This window comes from uncultured Campylobacter sp., assembly GCF_938030785.1.
Taxonomy (GTDB): Bacteria; Campylobacterota; Campylobacteria; order Campylobacterales; family Campylobacteraceae; genus Campylobacter_B.
The window spans coordinates 1-13,251 of record NZ_CALHIK010000163.1 but is presented as its reverse complement, the minus strand read 5'-3'; the positions used below and the strand labels follow the sequence as shown (position 1 = coordinate 13,251).

Here is a 13,251-nt window from a genome sequence, read left to right as displayed (position 1 = left end):
GATCACGCTCGAAGCCGCACGTAGATACGCCTCGGGGCGGGGTAGCCCTCGATAGTGCGCGAGCTGTCGAGTGGGTCTAGGAAATTCTCCAAGCTCTGCCCGTCGATCCACTCCGTTTTGCGCTGCTCGCTAGCATCCGTGGGCTTTTGAGCCAAAATTTCAAAATCTCTAAATTTCGCCCGTTCGCACCAATTCTGTAGCGCGCCGACGGTCGGGACGAAGTAGATATTTGAAATTTTTGAGTAGCTGTTTTTCGGACACAGCGCGAAATCGCTCGCTCCTTCGATATACATCGTGTCTAAAAACACCTCACCGCCAGCATTTAGAGAGGCGCGCAGATCTTTTAGCATCTTCACGGGGTCGCTGCGATGGTAGATGACGCCGAGGCAGAAGATTGTGTCGAATTTGTGCTCGTAAAAGGGTAGATGCTCCACGCCCAAAAGCTCGAATTTCGCGCCACTTCGGAGGAATTTCTCGATGAAGCTAAACTGCAGATAAAATAGCGCGCTCGGGTCAAACCCCACTAGCCGTGCAGGCTTTAGAGCGCTTGCGCGAAACATATAGTAGCCGTTGTTGCAGCCCACGTCGGCGACGGTTTTGCCTCGCAGATCTAAAAACGGCCGCAGCAGGTTAAATTTCACGAAGCTTCGCCACTCGGTATCGATAAAAAGATCATTTAGCGCAAAAGGCCCCTTGCGCCACGGCTTTAGCGCCCGCGCGATACGCGAAATTTCATCTCTCTGCTCCGCGCTGGCGTTAAAGCTTGCCCGCACGACGTCGCCGCACTCGCAGCCGCACTCGCCTATTCGTAGCGCCTCGATCGCGCTTAAAATTTCGCGGTTTTGCCCGCTTTGCAGCTTTTTAAAGTTCTCGTCTCTGATTTTTTGCAGATCCATTTTAATCCTAAAATTTCAAAATTTAGCGCCATTTTAGCATATTTTTGATTTAGCGCTTTTAAAGATTAAAAAGGTAAAATCGCCCGTAGTTCCACTTCAAATTTAAAGGAGAAAAGATGCAAGAAAATACCGCGCAGACGCGCAAATTTAACCTAACGCTAAATCACGAGATCGGCGGAGCGAACGTGCGCCTTTGGCTGCCTTTAATTTTGAAAACCCCTTATCAGCGGCTGCTTAGCCAGTACGAGGCGCGCTGCAACGCGGCTAAACAATTCATCTGCGGCGAGCTGATACCGACCTATTACGCGGAATTTTCGCAGACGGAGGGGGATGCCGTTTTTGAATTAAATTTCAAAGTTCAAATCGATGAGCGAAATACCGATTTTAGCAAAGTAAGCTTTAACGAAAATGAGCCTTTACGCCCCGGCGTAGCGGAGTTTTTAAAGCCTTTGGCGCGCAACGGAATCGTGAAGCAAAAAGCGGACGAGATCGCAGGCGGCATAAAAGGCGATCTGGAAAAGGCGCGCGCGATCTATGATTGGGTCGTAAAAAATATGAGCCGCGATAACGGTGTGGTTGCCTGCGGTATCGGCGATGCGGAAGCGATTTTAAGCAGCGGCAAGCTAAGCGGCAAATGCGCCGATATAAACTCTGTTTTCGTGGAGCTTTGCAGGGCGTCCGGGATCGCGGCGCGGGCGATGTTCGGCATCCGCACGGGCGCGGCGAAGAAATTTTCGCCAGAAATGGGCGTGATGGGCAGCAGCAACGCGCTTGAAATTTCGGGCGCACAGCATTGCAGAGCGGAATTTTATCTAAAAGGCTACGGCTGGATCCCTGTCGATCCTGCGGATGTCGCAAAAGTACGGCTGGGCGAAAACTTAAGCGAGGATGACTCCAAACTCGCGCGAGTGCGGGAGTATCTTTTCGGCAACTGGGAGCCGTGCTGGGTCGGCTTTAACTACGCTAGAGGCGTGATCTTAAATCCGCGCCCTGCGCATATTCCGCTGGATAAATTTAGCCATCCGTATTGCGAGGTAGCGGGCGAGATCAAAGATCCGTACGCGCCGCAGAGCTTTAGATACCAATACACGGCGAGCGAAATTTTATCCTAAGCCGCGCGCTTTAAAACCGCGACTCGATAAAATTTAGCGGTTTTAAAGCAAAATAGGGTTAAAATCCCCGCCATTTAGGGCTAAGTCTTAGCCATTTTATTTGAAGGCATATTTCATGCAAAGACGCGATTTTTTAAGAAACACTGCGATTTTAGGCGCCGTTATGGCAACTCCGAGCACCGTTTTGGGCGAGGGCAAAGCTATGGGCAACAAGAGGGTTTTTGACCTCACTTTAAATCACGAAATTTTAGAGGCGGGCAAGAAAACCAGGCTGTGGATACCGCTGCCGTTTGTTAGAGAGTATCAGAGCGTAAGCGATATCAAATTTGACGGCAATTTCGCTAATCCGTCGGTGAACTACGACGCGATCCCGACGCTTTACGTCGACTACGCCGAGGTGGCAAAGCCGACGCTTAGCGTTAAATTTAGAGTCGAGACCTTCGAGCGAAACACCGACTTTAGCAAGGTTAAATTTAACCCGAACGAAAAGCTAAGCCCTGAGACGGAGTTTTATCTAAAACCTACTCAGCACATCCCAAATGACGGCATCGTAAAGCAAAAAGCGGGGGAGATCACTAAAGGCATAAAAGGCGATCTGGAGCGCGCGAAAGCGATCTACACGTGGGTGGCAAACACCATGCAGCGCGATAACACCGTCCTAGGCTGCGGCACGGGCGACGTAAAAGCGATACTTGAGAGCGGCAAGCTAGTTGGCAAATGCACCGACATAAACTCCGTATTCGTTGGGCTTTGCCGCGCCGTAGGCATCCCTGCGCGCGAGATTTTCGGTATCAGAGTAGGGCAGAGCAGATTTTCAAACGAGATGGGAAAGGCCGATGAAAAGGGCCTCGCAGCGATCTCCGGCGGTCAGCACTGCAGGGCGGAATTTTATCTAAAAGGCCATGGCTGGATCCCTGTAGATCCTGCGGACGTCACGAAGGTGCGCCTGGGCGAGAAACTAAGCAACGACGACGGCAAGCTTGCCAAAGTTCGCGAGTTTTTGTTTGGCAACTGGGAGATGTGCTGGATCGGCTTTAACGACGCGCGCGACTTCGTGCTATCGCCAAAACCTGCGGAATTCCCGCTAAATAACTTCGGCTATCCTTACGGCGAAGTGGACGACAACGTGCTAAATTACTATTCGCCAAAAGAATTTAGCTACGACTACAAGTCGCAAGAGCTCAAATGAAGGGCTTTTGGCTAGCTCTGGCGTCGGTTGCGAGCGCGCTGGCGGCGACTCTTTGCTGCCTGCCCGCGCTTTTGTTTTTGATTTTCGGCGCCTCATTTAGCCTGCTTAGCTCGGAAGCTATAGAGAGCCTAACCGAGCTAAGACCATATTTTACCGCACTTGCCGCGATCTGCTTTGCGGCGAGCGCGTTTTATTTTTTCAAAAAGCCAAAATCCTGCGACCTCGCAAATCGCCGTAAAAAATGGATCTTCATCTACGTTTTTTTAGCTGTTTTTGTGATTATTCTGCTATCATACCCCGAAGTTTTAGGAAAAATTTATGAATAAAATTCTATCTATTTTACTGCTTGCAAGCGTGGCGTTTGCAAATCAAAATTTTGTCATCAAAGTCGATGGGATGCACTGTCCGCTGTGTACGGCGATGGTGCGAAAAGCCCTACTGAAGGTAGATGGCGTCATCAGCGCCAAGGCTAGCCTGCACGACAAAACCGCCCGCGTCGAGACGAAAGACGGCGTGAGCGAGAAGCAGCTGCTAGATGCGGTGGCGACGACTGGCTACACGGGCGAGATAGTCAAGTAAATTTAAGGAGCAAACATGCAAAAAAACGAGGTTATGAACGATTTTAAGAGGCTGTGCGAGATACCTCACTGTAGCTGCGAAACGGAGCAGATGAAGGAGTTTTTGGCGGATTTTGCGCGCTCTCAGGGCTTTAGCGCGAGCGTCGATGAGGCTGGCAATATCCACGCCGTAAAAGGCGAGCCTAAAATCTGCCTGCAAAGCCACTACGACATGGTTTGCGTGGGCGCGGCGCCGAATTTAGAGCTCATCGAAGAAAACGGCATCATAAGAGCCAAAAACTCGACTCTGGGTGCTGATGATGGCATCGGCGTGGCGATGATGATGGGCGCGATGCGGGAGTTTGCGAACCTAGAGTGCCTATTTACCAATGACGAAGAGGTTGGGCTCGTGGGCGCAAACGCCTTTAAGGGTAAAATTCTATCGCCGAATCTTCTAAATTTAGACAGCGAAGAGGACGACCGCGTGACGCTGGGCTGCGCGGGCGGCATAAACGTGAGCGCAAAAATCGGCGCGCAGACCGTCAAAAAGAGCGGTAAAATTTACGAGATCGGCGTCACGGGGCTTAGCGGCGGACACTCTGGCAATGAAATACACAAAAATATCCCAAATGCAACGAAGCTGCTGGCTAAATTCCTCGCCGAGGAGGGCTGCGAGCTCATCAGTCTGGATTTTGGCGAGAGGAGCAACTCGATCCCCGCAAACGCCGTGTGTAAGGCTCTGTGTGCGCATGAGCCAAAGCAGCGCGGCCTGGCGTGGGTAAAGAGCCTGGGTGAGGGCGAAGCGGACGTGTTGGTAAACGGCGGTAAAATTTTAGCTCTCATCAACTCATTCGCTCAGGGCGTGCGCAGCTACGACACGCAGCTTGGTATGGTAAACGAAAGCATAAATCTCTCGACCGTTAAGCAGAAGGGCGAAGTGATCGAGTTTGACTTTTTCGCGCGCGCGATGAAGCGCGAGGGGCTTGAAAATCTGGGCTTTGAGACCGCTACGCTAGCTAGCGCGCTGGGCTTTGATGTGAGAGTAGCCGACCGCTCGGCGAACTGGGCGCCGTGCATCAGCGACTTCGCGCATCTCGTGCTTGAGGAACTGCAAAAACAAAAGCCGCAGGCCAAATTTGCCGCCGTGCACGCCGGTCTTGAGTGCGGCGTTTTGGTTGCAAAACAGCCCGAGCTGCAAGCCTGCTCCATAGGCCCAAACATCCACTCGCCACACTCCGTGAACGAGCACTGCGAGATAGCGTCGGTGGAGATGATAGCGGAGGTCGTAAGAAACATTATCGCTAGGCTTCAGTAGCTCGGAAAGGCTTGTCTTTTGAGCGCTTTTTACGGATTTTGTTAAAATTTGACTTGATAGGCTATATGCCTTATCTTTGTCAAATTTTAACTTCAAAACCCCAAAAATCATCTCAAAATACTTCGCCTTTATTTTATTTGGGCGGCTCGTCTCACGAGCGCTTTTCCAAAATTTCGCAAAATTTTCGCTCCGCAGGCTATATAATGGACTACTTGCCGAAATAGAAATTTAAAAGGATATGAAAATGGAAAACCAGATCAAAAATTTTCTACAAAATTGTGAGCAGATCGTTAAATCACAAGCAAAGCGATACGAAAATCGTGGCTCTTTTGCGACGAAAATTCCACCCGTTTTTATGCTGCCTTATGATGAATTTGAGAAAAAATACGGTTCAAATTTACATTTGGATAGTAGTTCCTGCGTGCTGGTGTTTGACGGCGATCTTAGCCTGTCGGGGGCACGATAAATTCCGCTTGGCTTGAGGATAAATTTAGCGAAGCGGGCGGTAAAAATAACGCACGAGCGATGTTTGTTAACGGAAATTTATCCACTGGCGGCGATATCATCGATGATGATTATCTGTTTTTGCAAGTCGCTAAAGATACGACGTGTAGTTATCTGCATTCGCAGGACGGCGTTATCGCAATCGGCGGCAATCTAACGGCGCTTTGGGGCATAAGCGACGAATACAACGACGGAATGTTGCAGGTTTTTGGAAAAACGCAAGCGCCGTATATCGTCTCAAACGACCACGCGATGCCTGATCATAGCGCTAGCGAATGCGTCTATATCCTAGACGGACGGATTGGGCAAAGCTACCTGGGCGCGCTTGATGGTTGGGAATTTTTTGAAGATTGCGAGCTGATGTTTAAGGATGGAATTTGCGAAGATGAGTATCAGATCGATATTTCTGCCTTTTTTAAATTCGTAAAAAAGGGCGTTAATCCGCTGGTGGACTTTAAAACTTTTGAGGCTAGAAAAGCCGCCTGGGACGAAGAAAATGAAGAGCAGGAGCCCGAAGATACAGGCGATCTGCCCAAAAATTCCGAAACCATTGCCGAGACGATATATTTAGAAAATTTCAGCGGCAGCGATGAGGAGCTATACGAGTATATGGTGAGCGAATTTGAGGCCATAGAAAAAATCGGCGATGAAAGCGAAAAATACGCTTATGGCGGCAGAGCTTTCAAGCTGTCTATCATTGCGGCGAGAATGGCGGAAAATTGGCGGCTGATTACCCAGCGTTACTCTGCGCAGCAGATAGACGAGCTACGCAAAATCATCATTAAGAGTGCGACGAATTTAGCCGATTATTTTTTAAAAATCGGCGATAAAAAACAGCTTGCGTTCATCTATGAATTTTTAAACGATGATGCGGTAAGCATCGAAAAAGACGAGCCGTTTTTATACGAAACGCTGGTGCGCGCGGGCTTGGAGCTGCAAGATTACGATAGCACTTACGCGCTAGTGTCCGTCATCGATAAAAAGTCCGAATTTTTGCCGCAGGAGATGGCAAAAAGCATCGCGGACGTGATTAAAAGCGAAGGATACCGGGCTTGGCTGGCAAAACAGTAAGCTCCAAAAAGCAAAATTTTAAATTTTTCTAAAAGATAAAAATCAAAAGAGGCGTTTATAAAATTTCAATCTAAATTTTCCGCGCCATAATAAGCCGAACGTCTGCCGTAGAGCGGGTTTAAGCAAGGTGTCAAAATTTTAAAATTCCGTCAAATTTAAGTCCGTAAATTTAAACCCGCATTTGCAGGCTAAAATTTTACGGAAAATTCTTATCCTTGCTGCTGCACAGCTCGTTTAAAAAGCACTCTTTGCAGTTTGGCTTTATCGCTTTACAGGTGTAGCGGCCGAAAAGCACCATGCCTTGGTGCAGCTTGCCGAGATCCGTCTTAAAAGCCTCGCTAAGATCGCGCTCCGTAAGCTCGGGCGTCTTTGCACGGCTCAGCCCCAGGCGATGCGCGACGCGAAATACGTGCGTATCCACCGCCATCACGTTTGCGCCCGCGCCCTCTAAAAGCACGACGTGAGCGGTCTTTTGACCCACGCCCGCAAGAGATTTTAGTCCCGCTTCATCCAGAGGAATGACGCCGTCAAAGTCGCGAACCACCGCCTGCGCCATTTTGATCAAATTTACCGCTTTGTTGTTGTAGAAATTGCACGAGCTGATTAGCAGTTTAACGCTTGCCAGATTGGCCTTTGCAAGCTCTGCAACGCTCGGGAATTCCGCAAAAAAGCGCGGCGTGATCAAATTTACCCGCTTGTCGGTGCACTGCGCGCTAAGCATCACGCAGACCAAAAGCTGATAGTTGTCTTTAAATTTCAGCTCGCTGCGCTCTTCTGCGAAGTTTTGTAAAATTCTCTTTTTTATCTCTAAAATATCTTTTTTACTTCTCATAGGCGGAATTCTACCGCAATTTTCGTAAAAGCGAATTGAATGTTAACTACTTTGAGTTATAATTTTTGCTAAATTTTTTAAAGGAAAAACAATGAGAAAACTTATATTTTCGACACTTAGTTTGGCTGTGGCTATGAGCCTAAATGCTACCGTTTACGCAACCGCAAACGGCAAAGATATCACCGAAAAAGAGCTTGCGCCGCTTCTTAGCGGGCTTGGGAACGTAAATATCGACGCTCTTCCGCCGACTCAAAAAAAGGAGCTGATCGACAAAGGTATCGAGCTTCAGCTACTAATCGACGAGGCGAAAAAATCGGGTGTAATGGACGATGATATGTATAAAAAGGAGCTTGAGGTCGTAAAAGATAACCTCGCGCTTCGCGTTTGGCAGGCAAAAGAGGCGAGCAATATCAAACTGGACGAGAAAGAGGTTAGCGATTTTTACAATAAAAATAAAGCTAAATTTATGGAGCCCGCAAAGATAAAGATTAGCCAGATCGTGCTTAAAACAGAAGCCGAGGCAAATGCCGTAATCAAGGAGCTAAAGGGCTTAAACGGTAGCGCGATGAACGTTAAATTTGCCGATCTTGCAAAAGCCAAATCGATCGATCCGCAGGCTAAACAAAGCGGCGGCGAGCTAGGTTGGATACCGAGCGATCAGGTTAAGCCGGTTGCCGATGCGGTCTCGAAACTGAAAGATGGACAGATCACTCCAAAGGCTATAATAAGCGGTCTTGGCTATCACGTCATCTTAAAAGAGGGCGCACAGGCTAAAAAGCAGCTCAGCTTGGATGAGATCAGAAGCTATATCGAGCGCATTTTAAGGCAGCAAAAAGCCGCTAAAATGGTAGATCAAAAGGCTGAAGAGCTTCGCAAGAGCGCTACAATCGAATATAAATAAAATTTAGGAGCGAAAGATGGGCGTTTTAGATATAGTAAAACCGGGCGTTTTAAGCGGCGATGACGTAAGTAAGGTTTATGCGTATGCGAAGCAGCAGGGCTTTGCGATCCCTGCGGTAAACGTAGTGGGGAGCAACTCCATAAACGCCGTTTTAGAAAGCGCTAAAATCGCAAATTCGCCCGTAATAATTCAGTTTAGCAACGGCGGCGCGGCGTTTTATGCAGGTGCTGCCTGCCCAAATGCCGCGGTATTGGGCGCTATCGCAGGCGCGCGCCAGGTGCATGCTCTGGCAGCCCATTACGGCGTCGCGGTGATTTTACATACCGATCACGCCGCAAGGAAGCTACTTCCGTGGATCGACGAGCTCATTAAGGCTAATGCCGCGAATAAAAAAGCTCACGGTGCGCCGCTATTTAGCTCGCACATGCTCGATCTTAGCGAGGATGATTTGGAGTTAAATTTAGCCACCTGCGAGAAGTATTTGGAAATTTTAAGCGATCTTGGAATTTCGCTTGAGATCGAGCTTGGCGTCACGGGCGGCGAAGAGGACGGCGTCGATAATACCGGCGTCGATAACACGCTTCTTTACACCCAGCCCGCAGATGTCGCACTCGCCTACGAGCGGCTAAGCAAAATCAGCGATAGATTTAGCATCGCAGCAAGCTTTGGCAACGTCCACGGCGTGTATAAGCCGGGCAACGTCGTGCTGCGACCCGAAATTCTAAAAAATTCTCAAAAATTCGTGCGCGAAAAATTTAATCTACAATCCGAAAAGCCCGTAAATTTCGTCTTTCACGGCGGCAGCGGCAGCGATACCTCCGATATCAAGGCGGCTGTGAGCTACGGCGTGGTAAAGATGAATATCGACACCGACACGCAGTGGGCGTTTTGGGACGGCGTGCGCGGATACGAGGCCGAAAATAGGGCGTATCTACAAGGCCAAATCGGAAACCCGCAGGGCGAGGACAAGCCGAATAAGAAATTTTACGATCCGCGCAAATGGCTGAGGGCGGGTGAACAGAGCATGACGCGCCGTTTGCAAGTCGCATTTGAAAATTTAAATTGCTTAAACAGGAACTAAGATGGAGCACTCGAATAACGAAGTATTGGATATCACGCTGCCCGAAGCGAGGGAGCGCTCGCTAGCGGGCGTCTTTTTCAAAATCACAGCGCTTCCGATAGCCATTTTTGTGGTGTTTTTGCTGGGTTATTTGGGGCTCATCGGACTGAAGGTCGAGACGCACTCGATTCTAATGCTTGCGGTTTTGCTCATCATAGCGCTGGTTTTAGCCCGCCACAACGCCGAATACGGCTGCTCAAATTTTGAAAACAATATCGACGATTTTAAATCCGAGCTAAAAAACTACATCGTCGCCAACCTCCTAAGCATCGGCGGCAAAAAGAAATCGGACGCTAAATTTGATCTTTTCGTCGATGAGTACGGCTACTCGCTGCGCAATCAAAACTACGCTTCCGTCGCAGCGGCCGTCTTTCCGATGCTTGGAATTTTAGGCACCTTCATCTCGATTGCGATTTCGATGCCGCATTTTTCTTCAAGCAATATCGACGGGCTCGAAACCGAGATCGCGCAGCTTCTAGGCGGCGTAGGCACGGCGTTTTATGTCTCGATCTATGGAATTTTTTTGGCGCTTTGGTGGATATATTTTGAGAAAAAGGGCATCAGCAAATATGAACGCCTGCTGATCAAATACAAAAATTCCACTAAAAATTTTTTCTGGAACAAAGACGAGATCACGCAGGGCTATCTGAGCGAAATTTTAAGCGCAAACGCAGATATTTCGCGCTCGTTCGCGGCTATGGCTTCGACAAGCTTTTCGGACGGGCTAAACCGCTTAATTAGCGAAAAAATAGCTGCGTTTGAAAACGTGATGGAGGCCGAGAAGCGCAGCTTTGCGCTTACGCAAGAGGGGCTTGAGAAGGCTAACGAGATGATCTTAAGCGCCAACCTCTCTCGCGGCGAAATGGATAAGAGCTTTGCTCAAATTTTATCCGCGCTTAAGTCCGTATCCGCAAGCCTCGTGGAGATTCAAAATGGGATTTCCGCGCAGTATTTGAAACAATCTGAAATTTTAGAGCAAAACGACGATAAGATCGAGTTCGCGACAAACTCTCTAACCGCGCAGATCAAAAATTTAACCGCCTGCTTGCAGAGCTTTAGCGGCGAGATGTTAAAGCAGCAAAGCGCCTCCATAGCGAGCCTAAATTCTAGCTTTAAAGAATTTAGCGCCGATCTGAAGACGTTACTCGGCGGTGCAAATTTGGATCAAAGCGGCAACGCAGACATAATCGAAGAGCTTCGCAAAACGCTTGCGAGCATCGATGAAAAAGCACTTTTAGATGAAAACGAATAACGAAGAAAAAGAGACCTTTTGGATCGCGTACGCCGATTTGATGGCGGGACTGCTTTTTGTTTTCGTGCTTTTAGTAGGCGGCATCATCGTCAAATACTTCCTCACGCAAAGTAACCTACAAGAGAAAGAAAGCCAAATTTCAAGCGCGCTTTTGAGCTTGCAAAGCCAGGAGAAAAAAAGCGCCGAGCTTGAGGCGCTGAATAAAATTTTTAGCGACCAGCTTGAGAAGCTGAACATCGAAAATACCGACCTTCGCAAGCAAAATTCCATCTACTTCATACAGATCGAAGATCTAACCGAGATGGCGGAGAAGCTGAAAAAAGAGAATTTAGACATCAACTTGCTTCTGCAAAAAGCGCGCGACGATGCCAACGCTACGATTAGCCAAAACGAGCTTAAAATCGCCTTTTTGCTCGATCAGCTCACGCAGAAAGAGAGCGATTTTAATAAAATTTTACAGGACCTCAATGTCACGAAAAATCGCATCCGCAACCTCACCGGAATGAAGGTCAAGATCATCGCCGATCTGAAGGAGAAGCTGGGCGGCAAGATCCGCATCGATAACGAAAGCGGCGCGATGACGCTAAGCTCGTCGATCCTTTTCGACAAAGGCTCAAGCGAGCTGAAAGAGGGCGCCAAAGAGACGCTCCGCTCGACGTTACAGAGCTATTTTGCCGCGCTTTTGAATAACGATGAAATTCGCGAAAATTTAGATCAGATCATCATCGAGGGGCACACGGACAGCGACGGCGGGTATTTGTACAACCTCGAACTCTCGCAAAACAGGGCGTTTGCGGTGATGGATTTCATCAACTCGTGGAATAAAGATGAGCGGCTACAAAAATATCTCATCGCCAGCGGTCGCAGCTACACGCAGCCCGTGATGCGCAGAGGCGTCGAGGACAAGGACGCTAGCCGCCGCATCGAGATCAAATTTACCCTTTCAAACAAAGAAGCGATGGAGGAGATCAGGAAATTTTTGCAGTTCGATGCGAACGCTACGAATTAGTAGTTCGCTCGAAATTTTAACCTGCAAAAAGAGAGCTTAAAATTTTAAAATTCTTGACGAATTAACGGCTCATCTGAAATTTCAACAGCGGCGCGGAACATATCCTTTTATTTTGGCGCGAATATTATGAACGAGCGGCTCACTAAATTTTACCGTAGCCCTTACGTGGCGTTTATGTAACGCCTGCCGCGGCGGAATGGGCTTAAATTTAAAGCCTGCGCATTTTGCCGCGCTTTTAGTGTTGCCCTGCGGATGATATAGTCTAAATTTAGACCTTTAAATTTAAGCCGCAAATTTAAGCAGACTTCGCTAGCGGCTTAAAAATTTATGATAGGTTGAAAACCTTGCTCGTTTAATTTTTTATAGTTGTCGCAGCCGACTTGAAGCCCAAAATCGCAAGCTTTGCCGAAGTATTCTTTTGCGATGCTTGCATCCTGTTTTACGCCTTCACCATAGAAATATGAAATCCCAAGATTATAGCAGCCGTCGGCAAATTCCAAGCGACAAGCCTTCGAAAATAGCTCGTTTGCTTTTTTATAATCTTGCTTTACGCCTTTTCCAGACCCGTATAAAGCTCCTAGATTATTACATCCTGCGTCATGTTCTAAGTCGCAAGCTTTAGAATATAGCCCGCTCGCTTTTTTATAATTTTGATTTATGCCTTTGCCGTGTTCATATAAAATTCCAAGATTAGTACATCCTATGCCATATCCTAAGTTACAAGCTTTAGAATATAACTCACTTGCATTTTTATAATCTTGTTTTTCATATAAAGCCCCTAGATCATTACATCCTAACCCATATCCCAGATTACAAGCTTGAAAAAATAAGCTTCTTACTTTTTCGAAGTCCTGTTTTACTCCCTCGCCTAAATAGTATAAGGCTCCAAGATTGTAACATCCTTCGGCAACTTCTAAATCGCAAGCTTTAGAATACAATTCGCTTGCTTTCTTGTAGTTTTGTTTTACGCCTTCGCCCGAGGCGTATAAGAGTCCAAGATTATTACATCCTGTGCCATGCTCCAAATCACAAGCTTTAGAATATAATTCGCTAGCTTTTTCGAAGTTTTGTTCTACATCTTTTCTTGAGTTATACCAAAGCCCTAATATATAGCATCCTTCGCTATATCCTAGATTGCAAGCTTTGGAAAGCATTTCGATCGCTTTTTTGTCGTCTTGCTCTACTCCTTTGCCTGAGTAGTATAAAACACCCAGATTGCCGCAAGCTATGCTATTTTTTAAGTCGCAGGCCTTAGAATACAGTTCAGCTGCTTTTTTATAATCTTGTTCTACGCCCTTGCCGTATTCGTATGACGCCCCCAAGGTGGTGCAACCCCAGCCGTCGCCCAAACTACAGGCTTTAGAATTTAGCTCCCTTGCTTTTTCATAATCCTGCTTCACGCCATCACCAGAATAGTATGCCATGGCGAGATTTACGCATGCTAAGGTATTGTTGCTATCGCATTCGCTTTGCAACTTGCTTATACCGGGATC

The 13,251-nt window shown here is 47.7% G+C and carries 14 protein-coding genes; 11 read left to right on the top strand and 3 right to left on the bottom strand.

Translation table 11 applies throughout. The features are described from left to right. Positions 1-2: 2 nt before the first annotated feature. On the bottom strand, positions 3-896 hold the full coding sequence (gene cmoB, locus Q0438_RS09680) for a tRNA 5-methoxyuridine(34)/uridine 5-oxyacetic acid(34) synthase CmoB (RefSeq protein WP_299190460.1): 894 nt from the start codon (positions 894-896) through the stop codon (positions 3-5). A gap of 116 nt (positions 897-1,012) precedes the next feature. Between cmoB and Q0438_RS09675 the strand changes: the two genes are divergently transcribed. The 7 genes from Q0438_RS09675 (at position 1,013) to Q0438_RS09645 (ending at position 6,644) form a co-directional block, all read left to right on the top strand. Further along, positions 1,013-2,008 carry a transglutaminase-like domain-containing protein gene (locus Q0438_RS09675; RefSeq protein WP_299190458.1) on the top strand — a complete coding sequence of 332 codons (996 nt, stop codon included), beginning with the start codon at positions 1,013-1,015 and terminating at the stop codon, positions 2,006-2,008. 115 nt (positions 2,009-2,123) lie between these two features. Further along, positions 2,124-3,197 carry a transglutaminase-like domain-containing protein gene (locus Q0438_RS09670; protein ID WP_299190457.1) on the top strand — a complete coding sequence of 358 codons (1,074 nt, stop codon included), beginning with the start codon at positions 2,124-2,126 and terminating at the stop codon, positions 3,195-3,197. Next, complete coding sequence (locus tag Q0438_RS09665; RefSeq protein WP_002946762.1) at positions 3,194-3,523, top strand: hypothetical protein; 330 nt, start codon at positions 3,194-3,196, stop codon at positions 3,521-3,523. Before Q0438_RS09670 ends, Q0438_RS09665 begins: the two co-directional genes overlap by 4 nt. Continuing rightward, complete coding sequence (locus tag Q0438_RS09660; RefSeq protein ID WP_299190454.1) at positions 3,516-3,776, top strand: heavy-metal-associated domain-containing protein; 261 nt, start codon at positions 3,516-3,518, stop codon at positions 3,774-3,776. Before Q0438_RS09665 ends, Q0438_RS09660 begins: the two co-directional genes overlap by 8 nt. Positions 3,777-3,791: 15 nt before the next feature. Beyond that, complete coding sequence (locus Q0438_RS09655) at positions 3,792-5,069, top strand: M20/M25/M40 family metallo-hydrolase (protein ID WP_299190452.1); 1,278 nt, start codon at positions 3,792-3,794, stop codon at positions 5,067-5,069. 238 nt (positions 5,070-5,307) lie between these two features. After that, a complete protein-coding gene (locus Q0438_RS09650; protein ID WP_299190450.1) occupies positions 5,308-5,535 on the top strand; it encodes a hypothetical protein in 228 nt (75 codons plus the stop codon). Between the two features lie 59 nt (positions 5,536-5,594). Continuing rightward, positions 5,595-6,644: a hypothetical protein gene (locus Q0438_RS09645; RefSeq protein WP_299190449.1), complete on the top strand. Its 1,050-nt coding sequence runs from the start codon at positions 5,595-5,597 to the stop codon at positions 6,642-6,644. A 196-nt stretch (positions 6,645-6,840) separates the two neighbouring features. Here the strand turns inward: Q0438_RS09645 and nth are convergent, their stop codons facing one another. Continuing rightward, positions 6,841-7,476, bottom strand: coding sequence for an endonuclease III (gene nth / locus Q0438_RS09640; protein WP_299190447.1), 636 nt, complete (start codon positions 7,474-7,476; stop codon positions 6,841-6,843). 91 nt (positions 7,477-7,567) lie between these two features. Here nth and Q0438_RS09635 point away from each other — a divergent pair, with 91 nt between their 5' ends. Genes Q0438_RS09635 through Q0438_RS09620 form a run of 4 tightly spaced genes read left to right on the top strand, consistent with a single transcriptional unit; the run spans position 7,568 to position 11,758 of the window. Then, positions 7,568-8,377, top strand: a complete 810-nt coding sequence (locus tag Q0438_RS09635) for a peptidyl-prolyl cis-trans isomerase (protein ID WP_299190445.1) — start codon at positions 7,568-7,570, stop codon at positions 8,375-8,377. A 16-nt stretch (positions 8,378-8,393) separates the two neighbouring features. Beyond that, positions 8,394-9,458 (top strand): class II fructose-bisphosphate aldolase, encoded by a 1,065-nt coding sequence (gene fbaA / locus Q0438_RS09630; protein WP_299190443.1) that lies wholly within the window; start codon positions 8,394-8,396, stop codon positions 9,456-9,458. A 1-nt stretch (position 9,459) separates the two neighbouring features. Further along, the gene (locus tag Q0438_RS09625) at positions 9,460-10,749 is read left to right on the top strand and encodes a MotA/TolQ/ExbB proton channel family protein (RefSeq protein ID WP_299190441.1); all 1,290 of its coding nucleotides are present in this window, start codon (positions 9,460-9,462) and stop codon (positions 10,747-10,749) included. Next, the gene (locus Q0438_RS09620; RefSeq protein ID WP_299190439.1) at positions 10,736-11,758 is read left to right on the top strand and encodes an OmpA family protein; all 1,023 of its coding nucleotides are present in this window, start codon (positions 10,736-10,738) and stop codon (positions 11,756-11,758) included. The genes Q0438_RS09625 and Q0438_RS09620 overlap by 14 nt, the downstream gene beginning before the upstream one ends. Positions 11,759-12,075: 317 nt before the next feature. Here the strand turns inward: Q0438_RS09620 and Q0438_RS09615 are convergent. Continuing rightward, a partial coding sequence (locus tag Q0438_RS09615; RefSeq protein ID WP_299190437.1) for a hypothetical protein occupies positions 12,076-13,251 on the bottom strand: 1,176 nt, incomplete at its 5' end.

Coding starts and splice junctions, on each gene's coding strand:
- cmoB (WP_299190460.1), bottom strand. CDS start 896: ATGGATCTGCAAAAAATCAGAGACGAGAACTTTAAAAAGCTGCAAAGC.
- Q0438_RS09675 (WP_299190458.1), top strand. CDS start 1,013: ATGCAAGAAAATACCGCGCAGACGCGCAAATTTAACCTAACGCTAAAT.
- Q0438_RS09670 (WP_299190457.1), top strand. CDS start 2,124: ATGCAAAGACGCGATTTTTTAAGAAACACTGCGATTTTAGGCGCCGTT.
- Q0438_RS09665 (WP_002946762.1), top strand. CDS start 3,194: ATGAAGGGCTTTTGGCTAGCTCTGGCGTCGGTTGCGAGCGCGCTGGCG.
- Q0438_RS09660 (WP_299190454.1), top strand. CDS start 3,516: ATGAATAAAATTCTATCTATTTTACTGCTTGCAAGCGTGGCGTTTGCA.
- Q0438_RS09655 (WP_299190452.1), top strand. CDS start 3,792: ATGCAAAAAAACGAGGTTATGAACGATTTTAAGAGGCTGTGCGAGATA.
- Q0438_RS09650 (WP_299190450.1), top strand. CDS start 5,308: ATGAAAATGGAAAACCAGATCAAAAATTTTCTACAAAATTGTGAGCAG.
- Q0438_RS09645 (WP_299190449.1), top strand. CDS start 5,595: ATGTTTGTTAACGGAAATTTATCCACTGGCGGCGATATCATCGATGAT.
- nth (WP_299190447.1), bottom strand. CDS start 7,476: ATGAGAAGTAAAAAAGATATTTTAGAGATAAAAAAGAGAATTTTACAA.
- Q0438_RS09635 (WP_299190445.1), top strand. CDS start 7,568: ATGAGAAAACTTATATTTTCGACACTTAGTTTGGCTGTGGCTATGAGC.
- fbaA (WP_299190443.1), top strand. CDS start 8,394: ATGGGCGTTTTAGATATAGTAAAACCGGGCGTTTTAAGCGGCGATGAC.
- Q0438_RS09625 (WP_299190441.1), top strand. CDS start 9,460: ATGGAGCACTCGAATAACGAAGTATTGGATATCACGCTGCCCGAAGCG.
- Q0438_RS09620 (WP_299190439.1), top strand. CDS start 10,736: ATGAAAACGAATAACGAAGAAAAAGAGACCTTTTGGATCGCGTACGCC.